This is a genomic window from Paenibacillus sp. OAS669 (assembly GCF_014873645.1).
GTDB classification, from domain to species: domain Bacteria; phylum Bacillota; class Bacilli; order Paenibacillales; family NBRC-103111; genus Paenibacillus_S; species Paenibacillus_S vulneris.
Window position 1 is genome coordinate 1 of record NZ_JADBDR010000001.1, and the last position, 24,810, is coordinate 24,810.

The window sequence follows — 24,810 nt, forward strand, 5'->3', positions numbered from 1 at the left end:
GCTATCCCCGAAGGGACCGCTCGACTTGCATGTATTAGGCACGCCGCCAGCGTTCGTCCTGAGCCAGGATCAAACTCTCCATTAAAGTGATCACCAAAGTGATCTATAATAGAGCTTGTCTTAAGCTCAAAATTCAATGCTAGCGAGAATTTTCATTCTCATTAAAACATTCACTCGTTGTTCAGTTTTCAAAGGACAATGTTGCATGCGCCTTTTGTTTCGTCAGACGGATATTTAATTTAACATATATCTAATTACTTTGCAAGAACAATTATTTCCATGCTTGTTGTAACCCGCAAGCATTGAACTGTTCTTCCATTCTTGCCCTAGTATTGATAAGACCAATGGGAGAAATAATATATCACAGATACTTTTTCGAAAGCAAGAACAAATTTTTTCCACATTTGGATAACTCCAAGTGATTAGACTCGCTATCTCGCTCTCACCTTTCCCCAGGTCATCCGTGCTGACCGTCGGGCGAAGTAATATATCATAGTCACTATTTCGAAAGCAAGTACAATTTTTCCCATGCCACAATAAAACCGCATGCTCGTAGCCGCGTTACCCGAAACCACTGCCTACCGTCTGGTGCACCCCTGTGTCCCAACGGGTTCCGCCTGTGAGTCGCCGTCTAGCCGGTCCGGCCCATCCTAAGGACTCCTACCGGCGCAAATCACGCGATTCGAGCCCCACCGCCGTTTCGGCCTTATGCGTTTAAGAAGAAGCATTTGTCCTGCTTTCAATTATTTAATGTTTTGTTTTTCATTTCTGCACTTAAAAATAGCATCCCCGGTTGATTATGCAACCGGGAACGCCTTTGAGCAGAATGAAGCATACTAAAGATACAGTCGTTTCCTTTTAACTTAAACACGGCCTCCATCAAATAGTAGTCCCATTCTTTTTAGTGGTCCGTAACAATTTATGCCCCAATAACTTCTTCTAGTTTGATTAATCGGTTTTTGAGCCCCATTATTGATGGTGAGGAACTGTAACGCTTGCGGAAGCAATAGATGAATTGCCTGCATAATCGGTGACCGTGTAGGTGATCGTATATACGCGGCCATTACCGCTGCCCGATCTCTCGGCCCGAAGGTCAAATGTGGTGTCTTCTGTACCGAGCTCGGCATTTTGAATATCATCTGGTGAGCTGCCGTCTCCTCTTCCGTCATCCTTTTCGCTGCTTGTGATAGAAGTAAGCACAATGGAGGCTATTCCGGACATTGGATCGTTTGAAGCGATCGTGGCGTTCACCGTAATCATCTTGTGATTTGCCGGCCAAAGGGTCGTTTTGTCCAGCTTCACATCGATAGCCGGAGGTGTTTTGTCGATTCTCAGGTTAACCGATCGGACCTGCTCCTCATTTCCCGCATAATCCAAGCTGCGAAATTCCAGGTCGTAAATCCCTTCAGTGAAAGTGAGCGGTTCCCGATATGCCGTCCATTCTCCTCCATTGACCCGCACTTTCGTGTCGGCCAAGCCGGATTGCACATCCGAAGTCGATAGCGTTACGGTCACATCGGAACGGTACCAGCCATTCACTCCGTCAGGATTCTGCGGATTGAGCGTCGCTACCGTCACAGGAGGAGTGACATCCTCCGGCGGGTACATGACAATGAATCTTCCATCGTCAGCCGTTACACTGTCTGCATCGGCTTCCAATTGCTTCGTACCCGGGTTTAAGGTGACGAATTTGTTATTCGCCATTGCCTTAATCGTAAACAGACCGTTCGTCTGCTCATCGATCTCGAACCGCTGCTCGTTCCCCGCACTGGAACGGTCAGCCTGCAGCGGACTTGCGCCGCCATTGCCGGCAGACACATAGCTGCCATTCGCCATCGATTTCAACGTATACTTCTTGTTCCCCAGATACGCAAGCTCAAATGTCTCCTCCGGCCCAATATTCAATGAGCCGTCAGCCTTATACCGGTCACGATCGGCTGTCAGCGGATTTGCACCTGACTGTCCGGCAGAGATGTATTTATTGATGGTGTTCCTGGGGATTAAGGCGATTTTGGGCAGCAGCGACGATGTTCTTTGTTCCTTCGCATGCAGGAGGCCTCCGTAGGACGGGTGGTCGATATGGAAGCTTTCAAGCTTGACCCTATCGATAACTTGTTTCGTATATTGGATCTCGGAATCCGGGACCCCGATCCGATTCTTATAGAAGCTATAGATTTGCTCATACATGGGGCGGAATTCCCCGCGGTTTGCCGACGAAACATTCCGTTCATACCGGATTTCGCCATTGACATCCGGCAGCGTCGTCCAGGAAACGGAATAGCCCAGGTTGTACCTTGCAGTGTATTCAATGCCTTTAAGCAGCTTAAAGGTATTGTTCGGATAAGCATATAGGTCGGCGCCGTTCACATTCACTGTTCGTTGGTTATACCCGACCTCCGCGGCCAATGATAGAAGTCCTAATCCCAATTGGGCATGAGCCTGATCCCGGCCGCTCTCCTGGGTTTGGCCGTCCTCCGTCTGGATGTAATGTTCGATGGAGCCGTTGCCTGGACCGGTTTTCATGAAATGAACAGCATTGTTGTAAGCGGTATCATCATTGTTCCATATGCCATAGCACATATTAAAAAGTATGGCGGCTGCGTCCCAGTTTCCGTTAGCCCACGCTCCGGTCCGGGTGATGAAGGCGTAGTTTTTCGTCTGCGAATAAAAAACATTGGTCATCATGGAGGAAAACTTCTCGATATCGGGTTGTCCCCAGCCTGCATTGGAATAACGGATAAGCTCGGCTGCATTCAATAATTTGTAGCCGATTAAGCTGGCTCCCAGGATCGCATCGTTGCCTTGAAGCCCAGTCAATTGATGGGACCAGCGGTTTAATATGTCTATTGCTTTATTTGCATAAGCCGGGTCTCCCGTAATATGCCACCCCAACGCATTAAAGTAAGCTGCCGTCGCGCTGTCGGCTAATGCGCCTTTGCCCGTATCCTTCATGAGAGGGTCGTTCAAATATACCGTACTGTACACGGTAGCCGTGTATTTGGGAGAAGCCAGCTTATTGACCCTAAGCTTATCCCATTCCGGCGCCCACGGACTTTCTCCCGCGGCTGTCTTTGTCTTCATCAGGTCCAAGTCCGCTTGGGTATGTAGCATACCGGGGTGTATAAACGTGGTTGATGCAGACGCCTTACCCGGCTCAAACAGTATCAGCGCTGCGACAGATGTCACCATGCTTATTAGCAGGGCCAAAGCAATATACACGATTCCTCTGGCTTGTAGCATTAGAGATGCCTCCTTTTATCGTTTGGTACCCAAATCATAAGGGGAATGTCCCCGGAGTGAAACGATAAAAACTAACGATTGCATCGTTTTTTAAACACCTTGCGTCATTGGATCATGAATATCAGCAAAAAACATATCGTTAGACACGATAACCGGACAGGCAATCCTATAACAGCGAGACCACATGGATAACCAATTTCCTGTTCGGCAACCATTAACGGCGGCTATGCGTTTGTAGTCAACAGAAAGAGGCGTCTTCAGCTATGCTGCAGATCGCCTCTTTTCATAATGGCCATGTTAAATTCTAATGTTGATAATAAACCATAAGAAAACCTCCTTGCTGAAAAGGCGGTTCATTGAGCTATCGTGTCCTTTAGTTTATAGTCGCAATCTTAAAATCATTAAGTCTTCATCGAAATACTGTTCACCAAACTTTAATGCATGTGGTTCTACACCGTAAACTTCAAACCCCAGCGAGACATATAAGCGTTTTGCTGATTTGTTATCAGACACAACCGTCAAATGAATCTGTTCCAACCCTTCACATTCTTTTGTTGCTCTTTCAATCAAGGCTATTAGAAGGGCTTTACCTAACCCCCGTCCTCGAAATTTAGGCTCTACGTACATGCCGTAAATATTTCCTTTATGTGACGTCTTAAGTCTGTTTTCACGTGAAAAATTGACAATGCCAACTAATGTGTTATTGTCGTTAAAATATCCCAATGCAAATTGATCTTTTGTATGGTGTATCCTTTCAATAAAGTGCCCCAGAGGTTTAGTTTCTTCTTGCTCGTACGTTGATCCAAATGCATCAGGATCATTTTTCAATGCACGCAACCTTACTTCCTTGTACTCTGGGGCATCAGAGTCATTCAACAGACGAATGTTCATTAGTCACTTCCGTTCATTTATCAAATTGTTCTAAATAAAACTTGCGGATTGAAGTAAAACTTTTAACCTCTCCAGTACGTATTTTTACAACGTAGTTTCCAAATCGCACGACAGAATGGTTTTTACAATGCGGGCAAACAAGCCCATCTTTATGCTCTTGAGTTTCATCAATCACTCAAACTGGAACCGCAACTCCCTGGGTAAATCATCTCTGAGCAGTGATATTAAGAATATCTACCGTTACGTTTTCGGTTCCAGCCTCGACTTGTATTCCTGAGGCAGCTTCCCGTAATGCTTCTTGAACATGTCGCTGAATTGACGGGCATTGTTATAGCCGACCTTATCGGCAATCTCATAAATCATCAAATCCGTATTCAACAGCAGCTTGACGGCCTGCATCATTCGAACCTCCGTTACATACTGCTTGAAATTCATCTGGGTATGCTTTTTGAAAAAGCTGCTGAAATAATAAGGATTCATGTACACTTTGGACGCCACCCCTTCCAGGGTGAGGTTCTCCATATAATGGCTCTCGATAAATTCCTTTGCTATCAAGAGCTGCTGTGCCTCTTTACCGAGCCCTCCTCTTGTAAGCCGCTCCAGCAATCCTAACACGATTTCACGGATATATTCGGCTAATTCTCCAAAACGGTTAAAGCCTTGCATAACGGCAAGATGCCCCTGCAGCTCGGCTCCTGTTGCTTCCAGTGTGATGCCGACATCCTCCAAGCCTTCCCCGCATTCGATAATCGTAGTGTAACAGGCCATCACCGCCTTCTCCCTGCTGCCGCCGGAATATTGGACAACAAGCTCCAGCAGATTCTCCAGCTTCCCGCTCAAGCGCTCGGAATCTTTGGCTAATAGCGCCTGGAGCAAATCGTGTCTGGCTTCACCCAGCTCCCGTTCGGAAACCTTGCTCTCTTGCTCCTCCGCCTTCCTGGAGATAGCACATACACTTTCTGCAAAATAGGCCTGCTCAAGAGCCTCGGCCGCTGCCCGATAGGATATTTTGATCTCCTGGAGCTTTGAAACCCGCCAGCCAATCCCAATGGATAAGTTCATCTTCAAGTAAGCAACCGCATTGGAAATGATTTCTTCGGCCAGTGCCTCCATCGAAGCATCCTCTTTATGGTTTACGACGGCACAGAGCAGATCGCCTTTGCGTAAAAGAATGCCCATCGAATTGCGCCTTACCAGCTCCTCCGCCATATTTCCAATCGCGAATAACAGAAGCCGCTTCTCGTGCTCCCCCCATCTGCTGACACCTACCGGCTGTACCGTTTCCAGCAGCATGACGGTATAATGATCATAGACATAGCCCGCATCCAGAATCCGCAGCTTCTCCTCGGCTTCCTCCTGGCGGATATCGCCGTCCAGTAGGCGGTCAAACACTTCCTCCAGCTGCGTTTTTTTATCCTTGTGCTCATAGTGGGCCAGCTTGCTCTTAAACTGCTGCTCTTCCGATTCTTCCCTTACCTCCGCCATGGCCCGCTGGACGGACTTAAGAAGAGTCCCTTTCTCCACCGGTTTGACCAGGTAATCCACGGCTCCCAGAGCCAGAGCGTCCTTGGCATACGAAAATTCCTGATAAGCGCTGATAAAAATAACCTTAGTCCGCAATCCAGCTTGATTGATCTCTTTAATGACGTCGATCCCGGAACCGCCTGGCATACTAATATCGGTGATTACAAGCGAAGGGCGCACCTTTTCGATCAGCTCCATTAATCCCTGACCGGTCCAAGCCTCTCCAGCGATCCGAATGCCGAGTTCCTCCCACGGAAGCAGCTTTTTCAAGCCTTTAATAATCATCGGTTCATCGTCGGCCAGGACCACTGTGATCATGCTTCTTTCACCTCTTTCTGATAGGGAAGTAGTAACCGGACGGAAGTGCCTATATGCAGCGTGCTGTTGATTTCGATGCCGTATTCAGGCCCGTATAATCTTGTCATTCGGTCGTGTACGTTCTTGACTCCGATTCCACCGCTGCCTCCTTGCTCGGATGGCACAGCACCCGCCAGCTTCCCCCTCAGCTGCTCGAGCTTTGCCTCATCCATACCGATCCCGTCATCATCGACGGTAACGACCAGCCGGTGCTCCTCTTTCTCAGCCGTAATCCGGATGGTACCTTTGCCAAGCTTAGGAATGATCCCGTGATATATTGCATTTTCTACCAAGGGTTGAATAGATAGTTTTGGCAGCATGCAGCCAAGCAGCTCCCGGTCAATCCTAAGATCCATCGCCAGCCGATGCTCCCCGTACCGTAGCGCCATTAAGCGGTAATACTGCTCGATATTCGTTTTCTCTTCCAGAAGGGTGACGGTTTCATGTCCGTAATCGAGTACATATTTCAATTGATGGGACAAGGAAAGGATCATATCCGCTACTTCCTCATCATCATTGCTCACCGCACTCATCCGGATTACTTCTAACGTATTGTATAAATAATGAGGGCGAATCTGATTCTTGAGCGCAGTCAGCTCGGCCTGTTTTTGTTTAATTTGAGCCACGTACACCTCATCGATATAGCTCTCCAAACGATAGACCATCTTGTTAAACCCGTTTGCCAGCATACCGATCTCATCTGTGCTCCGAACGGGTACCTGCTGATTGAAGTTGCCGGATTCCACACGAGACATGTGTCTGATAATGCTGCGGATGGGGGTGGACAGGTTGTTCGAGAACCATACCGCCACGATGATGAGAGACACGATGCACATGCCAATGACGACGGCGATGGTGCTCTTGATTTGGTTGATCTTGCTGAACAATTCGTTTTTGTTCACTTCCCCATAGACGCTCCACCCCGAGTTCGGCATCCCTTGCTGCACATAATGATACTCCTCCGATTGGGAGAGCTGGAGAGGATGGCCGATCTGCTCTCGCTTGTTACTATATAAAATGAGGCCTGCCGGGTTTGTTACATACATACCGTCCTCCGGGTTGATATTCAGCTGTTGAAAAATCTCATAGAACGCGCTAAGCGATATATCTATATACAGGCTGCCGACGATAGTTTCATTCAGCAGCGGGCTGCCTAACACGTCAATCAAATTGCGGGAGAACGTGAGCACCTGTTCATTGGAATTCGGATAGTAGTCTTGGGCATGAGTAGGGAATACCGTCAGCTGCTTCGGGTTTTCCGAAACCACCTTTTGCCATTGCGGAGGCGGGAATATAGACCGGAAGTCAATCCGGCTCCCTTCCCGGCTGAGATCCTGGTAGCTGCCGGAGGAAAATACGAATGCGGCGCTTCGGATATGAACATCGGTTGCCACTACGGTCTTAAGAAAATCATCTACAGTAGCGGAAACCCGGAGATTCCCTTCCGTCGACGCACTCGCTATCGCCTCTCCCAGCTGGCCGTAATGGCCCTGCTGTCCATAAGAATACATCAATTTGGAAATATTATTGTATTTCGTATAGAGATCATCGACGTTCTTGCCCGCATACATCACCATTTGCTCGAAATTATTGATGGTATACTTCTCCATGTAATTTCCGAAGGTATTTAAGGCAAAAAAGCTTAATATAAGGAGCGGAATCAAGCCCACAATGATAAACGAAAAAGCGAATTTAACGAAAATGCTTTGGCGCAGCCGAAAGAGCCGAAACATGTCTTCAGGGGCTCCTTTCCTTGGTATGAACAGGATTCTACTTGTATCATAGCAGTTTTTGCCTTTTGTCCCAACCGGAACCTGCAGGAAAAAGCTGTTGGCCCGCCTCTCAGTTTGAAGCGATTATTCCGTAAAAGAAAGATCTTGCGCAAACTCGTTGACCTCGATATGTCCTTGCTCCGGGTTCAAAATCAGTTCTCCATTAATTTGAAGTCCTTGGAAGCGAATCCCGGTTACGGGACGGTCGGTATCATATCCGAAGATTTGGCTGGCCATCCGATTCGCCCCGTTATAGATGATGTTCTCGAATCGGATATTCTCTATCCGGTTTCCCGGTACCGGGTTGTAATCCTTGTTCCATACCACGCGGAGATCGATCAGCCGGCCCAGCTCGAAATCCTCCACCCGGATATCCCGGTAGGTTACATTCTTGACGGAATTTCGATCGCCGGCATTGATGGCCATAGCTCCCATATAGCCTGGCTGCGGCTCATGATGCTCCAGAATATCGATATTCTCGAATAAAATATCCTCGATAAGATCCCCATTGCGGTGATGGTCGCCGTGCGTTCCGATCATTAATGGATGCGCTACGTCCGCCCATAATATGGCGTTACGAACGGTAATATGGCGGGAATCCCCATAGAAGTCCCAGCGCGAGCCGTAGATCGCAATGCAATCGTCGGACGTACGGAGGAACACGTCTTCAATCTCAATATGCGAGCACGACATCATGTCGATTCCGTCCGACCACCCCCGGGTGCTGAAGGTCTTGAAATTGGATATGCTCACATGCCGCGACTGGCCCAGATAGATGCTGTAATGCGGCGGATCTACAGTAATAATTCCTTCAACGGAAATACGCTCCGAGAAGACGATGCGGACCCCGCGGAAAGCGGAAAACCGATGAAAATCGGATAAGACCAGCATTCCTCTCCCCCGTATAGCAACATCCTGAACATGCTCGCAGACCAGGGAACCAACCACTATCGCCCCTCCGGCTACGTACACGGTCGTTTCTGATGGTATTCGAAGTACCGTCTCCTCCAAGTAGTGGATTCCCGGTGCAAAATAAATCGTATCCGGCGTTGTGCCATCTGCCGTCTTGAGAGCCCGCGCCATACGATATATATCCTCCGTTCGATGAATGGCCGGCTTGAGAAACAGTACATTATTCGCCTCCGGACTAGGAGCATCGTGCTCCATAGGATTGGCAAATAAATGAAGATTGGAGAAACGATCCCCGTTGATCTCGATCGATAGCTTTTGAGGCCGATCCAGCGTAAACAGGACTGCCCTTTCGTCATGGCTGTAATTCATCTTAGCGGAAAGCGGCCGGATCGTGGCGTTTTGAATCATCTGATGGTTGCTTTCCACACGGACCTCAACGGTGCCCTCCATATCAAAATAGACCATTGATCCGCGACGAACATGGTGCATATCCACTTTGATCTCATAAACGAATACTTCCTGCCATTCCCCATCCAGAGTACGTACACTTACCTTAAAATCATCATTTGAGACCGCTCCCTGCGGGGCGTCATACACCAATACACGGTTCATATTATCGGACAACCTTTCGATCGAAATTGTGCAATAAAATAACCCCACAAAGTGGGGCGTTGGCTTCGAAGCTGATTCAGGTACTTTGCGGGGAGCCCCGAAATTTATAAATTCAATACTGTTAAAAATGCCGCCCCTGTAGGAACCAGAAGCGGCTTTAAGGGCATTACCCTTTGGTTGCGCCAGCAGCAATGCCTTTCACAAAATACTTTTGAAGCGCGATAAAGGCAATCAGTACAGGCACAATAGACATGGTCGTGCCGGCGAACACCATATCCCACTGCGAAGCCAGTTCGCCTACAAATTTGAATATTTCCACAATCATCGTTCTCTTGGCCGATTGGAGCACCAGACTTGGCATCAGGAAGTCGTTCCAGATACCGAGCCCTTGCAGCACGACCATACTGGCCGTACAAGGTCCCAGCAGCGGGAACACGATCTGCCAGAATATCCGGACTTTGGAGCAGCCGTCAATCGCCGCCGCTTCCTCGATTTCAACCGGAATGCCCCGGATGAAGCTGGTGAATAGCAGCACCCCCATGCCAACCGAGCCGGATATATAAATGAGAATGGGAGCGGTTAATGTTCCGTATAGCCCCAAGGTTTTCATTTCTTTGAACAGGGGAATCATGTAAACCTGAAACGGAACCATCATTCCTGCCAAATAGTAAACGTATACGGCGCGGGTCCACTTTTTCCCCGTTCTCTCGATCGCATAGGCGGCCATCGGGATGAGCAGAATCATGAATGCGACGGAGGTCACTGTCAGGATCAGGCTGTTTAACATCGCGGATGGGAATCGGGTCTTCGTCAGCAAATATTGGAAGCTGTCCAAATAGAAGCTGCTTGGCATCGCTATGGCGTCCCGCAATATCTCCCCGTTGGTTTTGAACGCGGATATCAGGCTGAAATACACCGGGAAAAAGAACAGAACCGCTAGCACTGCCGTGATGGCAAACAAGATCAGATCGACATACCTTTTTGACTTGAACATCTACATCTGCACCTCCCGTTTCCTCAGCAGCTTGATCTGGATCAAGGAGACCAGGAGAATCAGAATGAACAAAACAAGGGAAAGGGCCGTTCCATAGCCTTGCCGAAGCTCTCCGAAGCCTACTTTATACACAATGTAGGTTAACGTTTCCGTGGCGAAGCCCGGGCCTCCATCCGTCATGACCGCAATTTGGTCAAAGATCTTGAGCGCACCGATCATCGAGAGCATCACGCTGACGGTCATTGCGCCCGCTAAGAGCGGGAATGTAATATGCCGGAATTGCTGCCATCGGCCCGCTCCGTCAATGGCCGCCGCTTCATGAAGCTCCGCCGGAATCCCTTGCAGCCCCGCTAAATAAATGATCATATAGTACCCGGAGCCCTTCCAGACGGTAGTAATCACTATCGCAATCATTGCAAAGTCAGGATTGCCCAGCCAGTCGATCTTAAGCGCACCGAGTCCTATCTTGTCAAGCAATTGCGAAACGACTCCAAAGTTATAGTTGAAAATAATAGCCCAAACAAAGCCCATGACAATACCGCTGAGCAAAACGGGAAAATAAAAAATGCTGCGAAATAAATTTTTGAACCAGCGAACCTGGTCCACCAGCATCGCCAGTAGAAGCGCAGCCGCATTCTCAAGAACAACGAGAGATACGGACAAGATCAGCGTATTTTTCAAAGCGTTGTAGAACCGGTCGCTGCTGAACATTTCTTTGAAGTTGTCCAGACCGATGTAATGGATCTCGCTGCTTACGCCGTCCCAGTTCGTAAAGCTCAGATTAAAGCTGTTTAAGGTTGGATAAATGACAAATAGCGTATAAAGCAAGAAAGAAGGAAGAATAAACCAAAAGGAATAGGACAACCACTTTTTCTTTTTAGGTACTGAATGTATTCCGGTCATCGCCCGTATAGGCTCCGAATTCGCCATGCTCTCACTCTCCTAGATGACCGCTTTTTTAGCGAAATTGTGCCTCTGCCGCAGCAGAGGCATGCTTTACCATAATAGAATTTATAAAACTCCGAGGTCATCGAATGTGAAAATTCTATTTGGCGATAAAACCTACCTCTAAACGCGGTCGCACGTCTCTGAAAGGCCTCGATAGAGGTTTTCTCATCTTTTCAAGCTGCCGTTTATTTGCCGGCCGCATTCGCTTTCACGTTAGCGTCCCATTCGGCATCGGCCTTTTTCATATAATCTGCACTGAAATCGCCCTTGGTCAGCCAATCCTGGATCAGCTTGTAATACCAATTCCGCCATTGCGGAGGCATTTGATTCTCGCCCCAAAACGAGTTGATCTGAAGCGTCTTAATCGTGTTCGGATCGCTCATGACCTCGAGCACACGCTTCATTTGCGGAGCCGAATCGTAAGTGATAGGTTCCTTGGTTGTCGGCAAGCCGTTGACCGCCTTCAGGAATTTGGAATATTGCTCCTTGGAGAAGAAGAACTTGATAAATTCCGAAATCGCTGCTTTTTTATCCGCATCCTGATTGGCCTTGGTCGAAATAGACCAGCCCTGCAGGCTGTTGAGGCCATTGACCACGATACGGCCTTTCCGGTCAGGTACCGGATACCAGCCAAAATCGAATTTCGGATCGGCTTGTGCAATCTGTGCAAACATCCACGGGCCAGAGAACAGCTGCGCTGCTTTTCCCGTAACGAGCATCGACGCGGTTTGATTGTCGGCCGTGCTTAGGTAGCCTTTATCCACATACCCTTTGGTAAACAATTCATTAAAATCCTTCATCGCCTGCATTGGGCCGGCATCGGTGAAGCTGACCTGCCCTTTGGTCCGCTTGGAGTTCCAGTTCGGGTCATCCGCCAACACATCATCCATCAGGAATTTGTTCACCCAGAAGCCCCAGTGGAAAATATCCTTGCCGCCGAAGGTCAGCGGTGTGATCCCTTTCGCTTTCAGCTTCTCCTGGATGGCTAAGAATTCGTCATAGGTTTTCGGTTCGGCAGCGATTCCTGCATCAGCGTAAGCTTTTTTGCTGTAGATGATCCCTTGAGGAGCCGTTCCGACAATCGGAGCGGTCCAGATTTTACCGTTCAGCTTCGGCGCGTCTGCGAACAATCCAACCCATTCCGCGGGGAGCTCAGCGATCTTGCCGGCTTCGGAGAATAGCTGGGTATCTCTCATTTCGACCAAGTCCGGGAATTCGCCTACCGCATCCTTCGTCTTCAACCAATCCAGATACGAGGCCATGCCGCCTTCGGACAAGTCGTTGATCTTGATGTTCGGATTGGCCTTCGTGAACGCCGCAATGGAATCCGCCATCGCTTGTTTCGTTGCCGGGTCGCCGGTAGCATACCCGATAGTGAACGTGACGGTTTTTTTGGATGCTGAAGCACCTGCTCCTGTACTTGAGGCCCCTGTGTCCGTGCCGGAATTCGAGGGACCGCCGCAGGCGGTTAATGCAACCGATAAGGCAATTGCACTTGCGAATGCCGCTGTCATTTTTCTAGTCTTAACCATTTCTAGTTACCCTCCCCTTTATTGAACCCTTCTAGCCTCAGAAACCGATGGATGGCTGCTTTCCCGTTTCTGATTTCGTGATTTAAGACTATCACACGCCGAAAATGGTTAGTATGCTGTTTTTTAACTTCGAAGTGATGAAATTTAAGATGTTTATCGCCTTGTTCTGGAAAAACGGTATTTTAACGGAGTGGCTCCGACGACTCTCTTGAAAAGCTGAATAAAGTAAGAATGGTTGTCAAAGCCAACCTCGTATCCGATTTGCTCTACCGGACGATTCGTCGTCTCCAGAAGGCGGCATGCCTGCTTAATACGCCGCGCCGTCAAATAATCCTTAATGCCGCTGCCCGTCTCCTGCCGGAACACCCTGGATATATAATTCGGCGACAGGTGGAGCTCCTCAGCCAAAAGCTCAAGGCTAACCTCCTCGTGATAATGCTCTTCAATCCAGCGCATGATCGATTCGGAATAGCGGCCTGCTCCGCCGTTCTTAAGCATCGGATGCCTGCCGTCATCTGGCGTATCGGACAGAGGTAGCAGATTTATTATTTGCAAAAATAGCAACGTAATTTCTTCCAGCTCCTCTCCCCTGCCGCATCGGTAAGCCTGGTCATATTGCTCGAAAATCCGTTCCATTTCCTGCACCTTGTCTTTTAGATCAAAACCAAGTGATGGAACCGCGCCTTTCCATAAGTCTGCAAACCTTGACTGACGCCTTGGAAAAGAACTTAGCTGCTTCTCTATCAATAACGGGTCTGTATAAAAAATAGACCGCAAATAAGGATGGCTCACAGAGACATCTGCGTAAACCTGATGAAGCTGATAGGGCGGAAAAAAGAAAACCATCCCGCGCTTTATATCGTAGGCCTGCTGATTGACCACAATGGTGCCCTGACCCTCATGCACCAGCACGAATTCGCAGATTTGATGCCAATGATAATATCCTTTGTAGCCATGCTCAATGCGGATCCGGTAATCCCAAAATAAGGATGCCTGATCCAAATAAACGGGTTCAAACAGCTTGTTCATGCTTCCTCCCCAGTTGGATAAAAATCTAACATTTTCTCGTAGTTTATCATAACTTTGGACATAACCGGAGCGGTATAATGGGGGAAATATTGTTATTTTAACATCATCATGAGAGAGGGATTATTATGGAACAAATCGCAAACGGAATTTGGCGACTTCGTTTCGGCCAGCCGGAAGCATACACTCCCGTGCAGCTTCGTGAAACGAAAATGCAAACAGAGCAGCTCAGCAAGCTGGAATGCCCGGGTATTCCGCCCATGGCGGCACAAGAAATCAGCATTAAACAGACGGCAAGAGGTATTCATATCGAGCTGCCGCTTTCGGCAGAAGAGCATATTTACGGATTCGGCCTGCAGCTGCACCGCCTCGATCATACCGGCCGGAAGAAGGTCATCCGGGTGAACAGCGATCCAGTGGCGGATACGGGCGACAGCCACGCACCGGTTCCTTTTTATGTTTCCACCGCTGGCTACGGCGTCTATGTGGATACGGCACGGTATGCGACGTTCTATTGTGGAACGAATCTTCGCAAAGGCGATTCCGAGCACAAGAAGCATGTGGCAAAAACGGTTGGCACTTCGGAGATTGAATTGTACGGTTATCAGGTGTCGGAGGGAAATCGGACGGTTGTCGTGGATGTCCCGGCTGCCAGGGGAATGGATGTGTATGTATTTGAAGGCCCTGAATTGGCGACGGCCGTTCAGCGCTACAATCTGTTCTCCGGCGGCGGCTGTCTGCCTCCGGCTTGGGGGCTCGGCATGTGGTACCGCGCGTACAGTGCCGCCAAGAAGGAGGATGTGATGAGGCTGGCTCATACCTTCCGGGAAGATCGCATGCCCGTGGATGTGTTTGGCTTCGAGCCCGGATGGCAAACCAAAGCCTACTCCTGCTCGTTTGTTTGGGATGAAGGACGCTTCCCCGAACATGAGAACATGCTGGATGAATTGTATGACCTGAATTACCGGGTCAATCTGTGGGAGCATCTCTTCGTGCACCCTACATCCCCTATATATTCTGCATTAAAGCCCCATTCCGGGGATTACGAGGTTTGGGAAGGGCTGGTTCCTGATTTATCGATTCCGGAGGCGAGGGAAATTTTTGCGAAGCATCATGAGAAAGAGTTTGTGAGCAAAGGGATTGCTGGCTTCAAGCTGGACGAGTGCGACAGCTCGGACTTCGTTCATTCCAACTGGTCGTTCCCGGATACTTCTTTGTTTCCTTCAGGTATGGACGGAGAGCAAATGCACAATATGCTGGGAACGCTCTATCAGGAGACCCTGCTGGCTCCTTTCGAACAAGCGGGCAGACGAACATTATCCCAGGTTCGCGCCTCCGGCGCATTGGCATCGCCATATCCTTTTGTCCTTTACAGTGACTTGTATAATCATAAAGTGTTCATCCGCGGCGTCGCCAATTGCGGGTTCTCGGGACTGCTATGGTCACCGGAGGTGCGCCAAGCCGAATCGCCGGAGGACTTGATTCGGAGAATCCAGACCGCCGTCTTCTCACCGATGGCGCTGCTGAATTGCTGGAGAATCCCGAATCCGCCTTGGATGCAAGTGGATCGGGACAAGAACATCCGAGGCGAGTTCTTGGACAATTATGAGCAGATCCGGGATATTTGCCGCACGCTATTTGAAACCCGCATGGCTCTGATCCCTTATCTGTACACCGCTTATGCCAGGTACAGCATGGAAGGCAGGCCTCCGTTCCGCGCTCTCGTGATGGATTATCCGGATGATTCAAATACGTACGGGATCGATGATGCCTATATGATGGGGGAATCGATGCTGGTGGCACCGCTTATCGCGGGAACTTCAGAGCGAAGCGTCTATCTCCCTCAAGGAACCTGGCACTGCTTCTGGACGAACGAAACCTATGAAGGCGGACAGTCCTATACCATGGCTCCGGGGCTTGAACGGATTCCGGTATTCGTTAAGGATGGCACACTCCTTCCTCTCGCTGAACCTGTGCCTTATGTGGGTGACGACACCGTGTTCGACGTTAGCTTCCAAGCCTATGGGGGAAGTGCAGCTAGCTGTACATTATATGAGGACGACGGGAGCTCGTTTGCTTACCGTGATGGACAGTACAATTGGGTTACGGTTATATTAAACCCTGATGGCAGCCTCCATACAGAGCGGATCGGCGATTTCGATGGCAGGCGGTATAACGTGTAGCAATCGATGGCTGGCTGGGTGCACCATGTAAAGCGCTTGAATCAGCTTCGAAGCTGTGGCACCGACAAACACGCAGCTTTCGCTTTCCGAAAAAACAAACTGCAGGGAGCCTATGGCTCCCTGCAGTTTGTTGAAAAACCTTTTTTTGCGCGAACTATGCTGCACGGAGGTGGGGTATGCCCCGGAGGAGTTTACGTCCGCCTTTGAAACCCGTGAAAATACCGCTAAATATAATCACCTTTCACGGGTTTCAACAGCGGCTGGAGGGGGGTACCCCACCGGAGTATATTGGTGATAGTTCAAGCTTTGTTTTTCAATTAGGGAGCCAACGGCTCCCTGTAAATCAATGCATCGAACCCATCGCCGCGCGGCTGACGACGACACGCCGGATAAAGAACGCTACAGCCAGACCGATGATTGTGACAACCATCGCAAAAAAGAACACATTCTGCGAGCCGAAGGTCATCGCGTTTGCCATCTCGATCGGCTCACTAGGAGTAGGGGATTCGTGCAAATACTTTTCCGTGCCGTTGGTCAGGATGCTGATGGCTACGGCTGTACCGATTGCGCCAGCAACCTGCTGCAGTGTATTCATGACGGCGGTGCCGTGCGGATACAGCTCCGGCGGCAGCTGATTCAGACCGTTGGTCTGAGCAGGCATCCAGACCATAGAGATGCCGACCATTAGGCCGATATGCAGGGCAACGATCAATGCGACCGAAGAAGCCAGCGTAATGCCGGAGAAGAACCACAGCATAGCTGCTACAATAATGAGGCCGGGAATGACCAGCCACTTCGGACCATACTTGTCAAACAAACGTCCCATACGAGGGGAGAGGATACCATTCAGAGCGCTGCCGGGCAGAAGCATTAGTCCGGCAGTAAATGCGGACAGCTTCATGCCGCTTTGCAGATACATCGGCAGAATGATCATGCTGGATAGGATAATCATCATACAGGACAAGACCATCAGCAGCCCTACTATGAACATAGGGTACTTGAATACACGCAAGTTCATAATCGGCTCGCGCATAAATATTTGACGCAGCACGAATAACAAGAGCGCAATCATCCCAATAACGATGGATGCGACCACAATCGGGCTGCTCCACCCTTCTTCCCCTTCACCGGCTTTACTGAAGCCGAATACAACCCCACCGAAGCCGATCGTGGATAATAGGATGGACAATAGATCGATGTGAGGCTTCGTAGGTTCGGTTACATTTTCCAAATATTTGAGCCCTACCAACAGGCCTACTACCAAAAACGGCAGAGACAGCCAGAAAATGTAGTGCCACGATAAATATTCGATCAGGAGACCCGCCACTGTGGGACCGGTCGCCGGCGCAAACATAATGACGAGACCGACAAAGCCCATCGCAGCCCCGCGCTTCTCCGGCGGATAAACGACGAGGATCGTGTTGAACATGAGCGGAATTAACAAGCCCATACCAATGGCTTGCAAGACTCGGGCGACCATTAACAATTCGAAATTATATGCCAGCGCCGCGATGAGTGTCCCCATAATTGAACTCACAAGGGAGACGATAAACAGTTGCCTTGTTGTAAACCACTGCAGCAGCAGCCCCGTCATCGGCATTAATATGCCGAGCGTCAACAGAAAGCCTGTTGTTAGCCATTGCGCTGTCGCGGCCGTTATGTGAAACACGTTCATTAAATTACTTATCGCGATGTTGAGTGCCGTTTCACTGAACATGCCGACGAAACCGCAGATAAGCAACGATGCCATGATGGCTCGCGTATTATATTGCTTCATTGTAGACTCCACTTCCTTCTCCTATAAAATCTCTATTTTATAAGCGATACGGTAATCGCTCGCTAACTGTTACGATAATGGTAACAGTTCTATATGTCAATACCAGAAACGTATTTTATTTGTAAATATAAAATGACTGGTAATATTTTCATTTCCGCTGCGCGGCTACAGCTTGATGGCCCGTTACTTATATCGCTGTATTAGTACTAATACATACAAAATATATACCAGTATATAAACCAAATTGGTTCCTGACAATGGAAAGTTTTCTTCTAAATTATTTCTTATTGAATTCCAGCGGTACCCAAAATATTCTGTACTTCTTTTTCATAGTTATTCCAATGAAAATAAAACGGTCCAATATTCATTTTTTTCAATTCATTTTGCATCGTACTACGAATTCATTTACACCTGTCTATTAAATCTGAATAATCAACTTTAATTAGCATCAAATTTTGTTGTTTCATATCTATCAACGCTTCAACGAACGAGAAGACCTCATGTGAGGGTTCGTTGTTGGTCAAATCGTGCTGTTTACTGTCACCGACACGAACACAAAGCTTCTGCATACTGCTTATTCTTGTTAACGGGCAGGTTTGGGATTAGCAATCCATAAGAAACAATCCAAGTTGAATTATGCTAGAATGAAGTTAATTTATAATGTAGTTATCCCTCATGAACAAAGGAGTACTGAAAATGAGAAAACTCGTTCTATTTCTACATGCATCGCTTGACGGTTTTGTAGAAGGACCGAATGGTGAAATGGACATTGGCTGGATTTCCTACGATGCTGATTTGGAGAAACACGCAAAAGATATTCTGAGTAATGCCGACACTGTCATTTGGGGACGTAAGACTTATCAGATGATGCATAGTTACTGGCCATCAGTGCCTTCGAACCCATCGGCTTCGCAGCATGAACGAGATCATGCCGAGTGGATCGAAAAGACAGCCAAAATCGTTTTTTCCACGACGCTGGAGAAAGTCGAATGGAATAATTCCAGACTCGTGAAAGAAGATGTCGAGGAAGAGATCAATAACCTCAAACAGCAGCCAGGCAAGGATATGGTCATCCTAGGCAGTCCTAGGTTCGCGCACCACCTTATGCAGCTTGATTTAATTGATGAGTATAAAATTACGGTGTCTCCCGTCCTGATCGGTAAGGGATTGCCGTTATTCCAAGGTCTTAAGGAGAAGATCAATCTTAAGCTAATCGAAAACAAGACCTTTAATTCTGGAGCCATAGGTCTCGTTTACCAGACGGTAAGATGACCTTTTCACTTAAGGTGATAACACTGACGTGGGACGATAATTCAATTTACCGCCTTTTCACAAGGCGGTTTTCTTATGGTTACAAATCAACATTAGAATATAACATAGCCTTTTACTTACTGTGCGAAAGCTTTCGTGTGGATCTTAATGACGTAATGTTAATTTCAATTATAGAACACTTGTTCCTATTTGTCAAATATCAACAACATGGGTCAAACATAGCCTAATACAAAAAAAGAGAGCGCAGCCCGCAATGGCGAGCCACTCTCTCTCCTCTCCCTTAAATCTCGATTAATTCGTTGTAGTCTCGGTAGAATCAACCTTGCCGCTCTGAGCATCCTTGGCAGGGACGTCTAACGGTTTAGTATGCTTGGACTCGACAAACTGCTTCAAGGAATCTGTCAAGCCGTCCTTAATCTTGCTGATCAGATCGTCTTCGCTAATGCCTTTGGCTGCTGCTATCTCGGCTATGGATTTGCCGGCATCAAGCTCCGTGCGGAGTTCATCTTGGGTAAGGCCGAGAATATTCGTCAGCAATTCGGAATTACCCATCAGACCCATATGCATATCATCGCGTCCGCCGGGGCCATTCGGGCCTTTGCCTCCTTGACCTTGCGGTCTCGTGTTCTCAATTTGCTGCTTCAAGCGGTCGGACAGGCCGGATACGATCTTATCCGCTTGCTCCTGGGTGAGGGTTCCAGCCGTGACTTGTGCGGCAATTGCCGTTTTCTCGGATTCTACCAGCTTGTCCAGGAATGTATCCTTAGATGTACCGGCTGCAGCTGCAATCTCCGCTAATGTTTTACCTGCTTTCACCGACTCTTGAATCGAGCTCTCATCTGCGCCGAGAATCGCCGCGGCTTCCTTCACGATATTGCTGCCGCGGAACCCATGTCCCGGTCCCTTCTGCTGTGTAGTTGCGGTGATATCTGTCGAGCCGCCTGTCGTTTCAGCAAAAGCCTGATTCTGGGAGACGCCGAGATAGCCTAAGCCGCCGAGTAAGAAGGAAGCTGCGATTGTACCTGTGATTACTTTTTTGCTAATGTTTTTCATGGTTATTCCACCTCTGCGTTAGTTTTGTTTAAGAATGTTGTAGTGTTCTTGCTGCTTACAAGACCAAGTATAGGCTACTTTCCTGAATCTCCCCTGAGCTTCCACTTAACAAGCACTGAGAATTCCCTTTATATTTGCTGAAAAAAACGCCTACATGCCAAAAACACTTGAAAGCCGCCGACAGGCTTCGGCAGCTTTCAAGTGCTTCTAACTATACGCTAATCTATGATACACTTCAGTACGGTTACACCCTCTGGTGCTTCAATTTCTGAGTGTATCGTACCATCCGCTTTTTTACTATGCTTCAATCTGACGATGCCATGAGGTGTCGGAAAGGTACCCTCCGCCCACTCCAGATCTCCCAGCTGCGGAATAATGCGAATCGTACGGCATCCCGGCTCTGCCACACGAACGCCAAGCACATATTCACTCAGCCATGCTGTCGGACCGGAAGCCCAGCCATGGCATAGACTATGCCGGTAGCCCTGATAGCAGTAGCCTCCATACGTACCGTGCACGTCGATCTTGCCCTCCGGCGTCAGCTCATCGATTCGTGCCGCATTGTCCAGCCAGCTGATGTCGAAATCTTCCCAGAACGTAGTTGCCCCAAGCGAAAGCATGCCGCCCCAGTAAGCCTTAATACTGTCCAGGCTGCCCTGGATATCTCCTGCTTCCCCGCGTGCCTTAAGAATATAGTAGCCGTAGAAAGTCGAATAGCCCTTGGGTGAATCCGGTGCGATGACCTCTTCGTTGGCCTTTAGCGGATCGAGCAGTCCGACAAGCGCCAACAAGGAAGCCGCCTGCTTGCTATTATTATGATCCGGCGTTACCTCCCGAAGCTTGGCCTCGGTCCGGCGGCAAAATTCGGCTGTTTCTTCATCAGCCATAAATTTGCAAAGCTTCGCCCCTGCATCCATACACCATATAAACAAGGCATGGGCTCCGGCCCTGACTCCTTCGGGATTTGTTGAGGACGGCCAGTCCAGGAACGGATTGGGGATGTCTACAGTACCGTCATCTCGAACGCAAGCTCCAAGCTGACGGAGCAGTCCTGTCATGTAAGGCTTTTGCTTCAGCAGGTAATCCAGGTCTCCGTTATGCATGAACCAGTCATGATGCACCAGAATCCACCAGATGGAATAGGTAGGAAACGTTGTCATCCAACCCGGAAGCGGACTCTCATCCCGAATGAAATCCAGACTCCGCGGAACCACGTCATGATATCCAAACACGGCCTGAAGGGTTGAGGTCTCCGGATGCATATCGCCTGTCCATACAAGCCGGTCCCTCTTGATCCCATCCCACAAATAATCCTGCATATTGAGATGCACCGTGTATGCCCCAGTGTCCCAAATCCGGTTCAGCAGTTCGTCGCTGCAGCGGAAGCTGCCCTTATAGTCCACATCATGCATCACTGCCACAGCACGGACGCTAAGCAGCTGCACGAAATGACCTTCGTCCAAAAAATCGATCCGGACAAAACGGAATCCGGTATTCCCAATCTCTTCCGCCCCCATATAGCTAACCTCGAACACGCCGTCTCTCACGGCATGGTTATTCGTAGCATTAGTGCTTCCGCCGAGTTCGCTCATCGCTTCCATGGCCGATTCCCCGAACCGGACACGCAGCCTCGCCGTTCTCCGGTCTTTGTTGCTTCCTCCTGCTATGCAGATTTGCACTCCTCCATGCAGCTCTGTTCCGAAATCCAGCAAAAATCCAGGCGCTGTACCGGCATGACGCAGAATGCAAGCCTTATCCATGGGTGAGCTCAACACGGATTGACCGTCTCGACCGGCTAGAAGCAGCTCCGTACGCTCAAGAATCGACTCCTCCGATTTCCAGACGATCCGGACCGGATCTATGTAATACCGGGTTCGCGGCTCCTTGTTCAGCTTTACATTTTTCCAAGAAGGTATCATAGCTGCGCTTCCTTTCTTCCTTAGGGTTATGCAGGAACGAAATGATATCGAAACTTTCCCGCCAATCGTCACGTTGGCTGTTAGTACAACTTTGCTGTCCATCTTTACATTACTCCGACCCTTAGCGTTAATCAATCATTTCTTAGGAGAATGGCTGCTGATAAGCCCTCATCTATCGAACTTGAATATGAATAGACCTACCGGAATAGAAAAATCAGCCTCCCGTCTAGTGAAGAGGCTGAATGTTTTCCGCTTTTTCGCGAGCCAGCTTATGCCGCCTGCTTATTTCTTATTGGCTTCAAATGCCTTACGCTTCTCATCCATAACCTCTTGGCCGCCGATTTTCATATAATCGTTCACCTCGGCATCGTAAACCTTATCGAAGTCTGCCGGCTTTGCCGTAATGACTTTAACGAAGATTTCATCGTTCTTCGCTTTAAGTGTCGCGGCATACTTGATTTCCGATTGAATCGGCGTGTTCACGTTAGGCTTGATGACTCCGTCTGTACTGCCCAGCTTGATGCTTGAAATGGTAAAATCCTTATATTTGGGGTCGGACGCATTCGCGGCAATATTCAGATTCTCATCCGTAGTACTTACAAACTTGCCGTTGAGAATAATGTTATAATCGGGATAGTTATACAGCGTCTGCTTTGCTTCCTCGTTGTCCAGCGTCTGTGGAATACCGTCCTTCATTTCGTAGGTTTTTCCTTCGGTTCCGTTCTGGAGCGCTATGATATTTTTCGGCTGTGCCATCCAGTCCAAATATTTCACGACAGCTTCTGCATTTTTGCTCGTACTAGGCACGAACATATACATGCCGTTCGGCGAATATAAGGCTTTCGGATGCTTGCCTTTTGGTGTGGTGAACGGATCAATCGGAATAAGCTTCGCCTTAGGATCCGCCTTGGAAATTTCCGCCAAATATCCCTGATAGACCGGTTCGTTCGTATTTGCCGTACCGGCGCCGGCTACGCCGCTGATCAGATCCTTCTGAAATTTCTGAAAATCCTTGTTCATCGTGAGCGGGAAATCCCGATCGATGAGCCCTTCGTTGTACAGCTTATTCAGAAAGCGATGGCCTTCCTTGTTGCCTGGAAGAAGCCATTCCGGCATTGCAAACAGGTCCGAATCGGATATTTTGTCCCACTCCCAGAACGAATATTGAAGAGGCTTCATATGAAAGGGATCAATATTGGAGTACGGGATGACTTTATCGCCGGATTTGCCGGGCTTTTTCTCTTTAAACGCTTTCAAGGTATTGTAGAACTCTTCCGTTGTCTTAGGTACCGGCAGGCCCACTTCTTCCAGCCAGTCCTGCCGTATTAGCGTCGTACTCTGCGGGAGCAGCATCCGGCGTGCCGGAATAGCGTACTGCTTGTCTTCAAACACCCCGTAGCTCAATACGTCGCTGCCTAACACCTTTTTCAGGTTTTGGCCATATTTTTCGACAAGCGGCCCCAGATCGGTCAATCCCCCATCCTTCACATACTTCTGAACGGTAGGAGTATCGTAGGTGTATACGAGATCCGGGGCTTGACCGGCCGCCATGAGAACATTCAGCTTCTCAACTTCTTGGGTACGAGGCACCGTTTCGAATTGGACCTTGATGTTGTTCGGGTCACCGAAATTCTCCTGAATATACTTCGTCATAAAATTGTTCGTAATAGGCGGCGCGCCCGCCGGCGTATTATTCCGATCGAACAGCTCGATGCGCAGTGTTATTGGCGCTTGCTTTTTCTCCGTACTGCTTCCGGAATTGTTATCTCCGCAGCCTGCCAAAAGGGTCGTTGTGGAAACGACGGCGACCAGGCTTTTTGACCATCTGCTTGTCATTACTTTCATTTGACCTACTCCTTTTTAGTAAAATATCTTCCATAAGTCTTGAGAACACGTTATCCCTTGACGGCGCCGATCATCATGCCGGAAACAAAGTAACGCTGCAGCCAGGGGTATACCAACAGAATCGGGAGAGTAGCGAACATAATGGACGCCGCTTTGAGGCTTTCAGGTACGGGAGGTGTCGTGCTAAGTCCCTCTGCCATATCGCTGATCTGGCTGTTCATGACCATCTCGTACAATCGCAGCTGCAGCGGATAAAGGTTGGAATTCGTGATGTAAAGGAGTGCATCCATAAATCCGTTCCAGCGGCCCACTGCATAGAAGAGACTTAAAGTCGCCAGTACAGGCAGAGACAAAGGAAGGATGACGCTAAGCAAAATACGGAATTGGCTCGCACCGTCCATTCGCGCGGATTCCTCAAGCTCCGCCGGTATCGAAGAAAAAAATGTTTTAATGATGAGTAAGTAAAAGGCATTAATGGCGCCCGGCAGAATCAACGCCCAGATGGAATCCAGCAGATTCAGATTTTTGATAAGGAGATACTCCGGAATCATTCCGCCGCTGAAGAACATCGTTACAACGATCACAAATAAGAAGAAGTTGCGCCCTTTCAGATGTTTTTTGGTCAGCGGATAGGCGGCCATAATAGTCATGACCATGGAAATTACCGTGAATAGCGCCACTAGAAGAATCGTGAATAAAAGGGAACGAATCATTTGCGCGTTGCCAAACACGGATTTGTAAGCCGTCAGATTGATCTCCATCGGGATAATCGTGATCTTACCGGCCAAGATGGCGCTGTTCCCGCTTAGGGATAGGGCCAGGATGTGAAGCATGGGGATCAGACAGAGCACACTGGCAATTCCGATCAATCCAATGATGATCCCGTCCAACAGCTTAGCGCCGCTATCTGCAGTTTTTGTTGCCATACCTTGGCTGTTCATGAAACGTTCCTC

16 protein-coding genes, 1 rRNA gene and 1 pseudogene are annotated in these 24,810 nt (G+C 48.7%); 2 read left to right on the forward strand and 16 right to left on the reverse strand.

All coding sequences use genetic code 11. The features are described 5' to 3' along the window. The 11 genes and pseudogenes from GGC63_RS00005 to GGC63_RS00055 all read right to left on the reverse strand — a co-directional run. Positions 1-85: ribosomal RNA gene (locus tag GGC63_RS00005) — 16S ribosomal RNA — on the reverse strand; the annotation flags it as partial. Between the two features lie 884 nt (positions 86-969). Then, entirely contained in the window at positions 970-3,240 is a 2,271-nt protein-coding gene (locus GGC63_RS00010) for an OmpL47-type beta-barrel domain-containing protein (protein ID WP_192700595.1), read from the reverse strand. A gap of 378 nt (positions 3,241-3,618) precedes the next feature. Further along, entirely contained in the window at positions 3,619-4,131 is a 513-nt protein-coding gene (locus GGC63_RS00015; RefSeq protein ID WP_192700596.1) for a GNAT family N-acetyltransferase, read from the reverse strand. A gap of 61 nt (positions 4,132-4,192) precedes the next feature. Further along, positions 4,193-4,303: pseudogene (locus GGC63_RS00020) on the reverse strand (IS1595 family transposase); the annotation flags it as partial. Between the two features lie 68 nt (positions 4,304-4,371). Then, the gene (locus GGC63_RS00025; RefSeq protein ID WP_192700597.1) at positions 4,372-5,973 is read right to left on the reverse strand and encodes a response regulator; all 1,602 of its coding nucleotides are present in this window, start codon (positions 5,971-5,973) and stop codon (positions 4,372-4,374) included. Continuing rightward, positions 5,970-7,745: a sensor histidine kinase gene (locus tag GGC63_RS00030; protein ID WP_192700598.1), complete on the reverse strand. Its 1,776-nt coding sequence runs from the start codon at positions 7,743-7,745 to the stop codon at positions 5,970-5,972. The genes GGC63_RS00025 and GGC63_RS00030 overlap by 4 nt, the downstream gene beginning before the upstream one ends. Before the next feature lie 123 nt (positions 7,746-7,868). After that, complete coding sequence (locus GGC63_RS00035; RefSeq protein WP_192700599.1) at positions 7,869-9,308, reverse strand: glycosyl hydrolase family 28 protein; 1,440 nt, start codon at positions 9,306-9,308, stop codon at positions 7,869-7,871. Positions 9,309-9,474: 166 nt separating this feature from the next. Continuing rightward, entirely contained in the window at positions 9,475-10,302 is an 828-nt protein-coding gene (locus GGC63_RS00040; RefSeq protein WP_192700600.1) for a carbohydrate ABC transporter permease, read from the reverse strand. After that, positions 10,303-11,232: a carbohydrate ABC transporter permease gene (locus GGC63_RS00045; RefSeq protein ID WP_192700601.1), complete on the reverse strand. Its 930-nt coding sequence runs from the start codon at positions 11,230-11,232 to the stop codon at positions 10,303-10,305. A 203-nt stretch (positions 11,233-11,435) separates the two neighbouring features. Beyond that, complete coding sequence (locus GGC63_RS00050; RefSeq protein WP_192700602.1) at positions 11,436-12,782, reverse strand: ABC transporter substrate-binding protein; 1,347 nt, start codon at positions 12,780-12,782, stop codon at positions 11,436-11,438. A gap of 153 nt (positions 12,783-12,935) precedes the next feature. Next, positions 12,936-13,811: an AraC family transcriptional regulator gene (locus GGC63_RS00055; protein ID WP_192700603.1), complete on the reverse strand. Its 876-nt coding sequence runs from the start codon at positions 13,809-13,811 to the stop codon at positions 12,936-12,938. Positions 13,812-13,936: 125 nt separating this feature from the next. On the opposite strand from GGC63_RS00055, the gene GGC63_RS00060 reads away from it, so the two are divergent. Beyond that, entirely contained in the window at positions 13,937-15,991 is a 2,055-nt protein-coding gene (locus GGC63_RS00060; protein ID WP_192700604.1) for a TIM-barrel domain-containing protein, read from the forward strand. A 343-nt stretch (positions 15,992-16,334) separates the two neighbouring features. On the opposite strand, the gene GGC63_RS00065 is transcribed toward GGC63_RS00060, so the two are convergent. Then, positions 16,335-17,768: a DHA2 family efflux MFS transporter permease subunit gene (locus GGC63_RS00065; protein ID WP_192700605.1), complete on the reverse strand. Its 1,434-nt coding sequence runs from the start codon at positions 17,766-17,768 to the stop codon at positions 16,335-16,337. Between the two features lie 696 nt (positions 17,769-18,464). Between GGC63_RS00065 and GGC63_RS00070 the strand changes: the two genes are divergently transcribed. After that, on the forward strand, positions 18,465-19,040 hold the full coding sequence (locus GGC63_RS00070) for a dihydrofolate reductase family protein (protein WP_192700606.1): 576 nt from the start codon (positions 18,465-18,467) through the stop codon (positions 19,038-19,040). Between the two features lie 291 nt (positions 19,041-19,331). On the opposite strand, the gene GGC63_RS00075 is transcribed toward GGC63_RS00070, so the two are convergent. The 4 genes from GGC63_RS00075 to GGC63_RS00090 form a co-directional block, all read right to left on the reverse strand. Continuing rightward, entirely contained in the window at positions 19,332-20,093 is a 762-nt protein-coding gene (locus GGC63_RS00075) for a hypothetical protein (protein ID WP_192700607.1), read from the reverse strand. A gap of 218 nt (positions 20,094-20,311) precedes the next feature. Next, the gene (locus tag GGC63_RS00080; RefSeq protein WP_192700608.1) at positions 20,312-22,012 is read right to left on the reverse strand and encodes an alpha-L-rhamnosidase C-terminal domain-containing protein; all 1,701 of its coding nucleotides are present in this window, start codon (positions 22,010-22,012) and stop codon (positions 20,312-20,314) included. Between the two features lie 282 nt (positions 22,013-22,294). Then, complete coding sequence (locus GGC63_RS00085) at positions 22,295-23,857, reverse strand: extracellular solute-binding protein (RefSeq protein ID WP_192700609.1); 1,563 nt, start codon at positions 23,855-23,857, stop codon at positions 22,295-22,297. Positions 23,858-23,907: 50 nt separating this feature from the next. Next, positions 23,908-24,783, reverse strand: a complete 876-nt coding sequence (locus GGC63_RS00090) for a carbohydrate ABC transporter permease (protein ID WP_079913129.1) — start codon at positions 24,781-24,783, stop codon at positions 23,908-23,910. Positions 24,784-24,810: the final 27 nt, after the last annotated feature.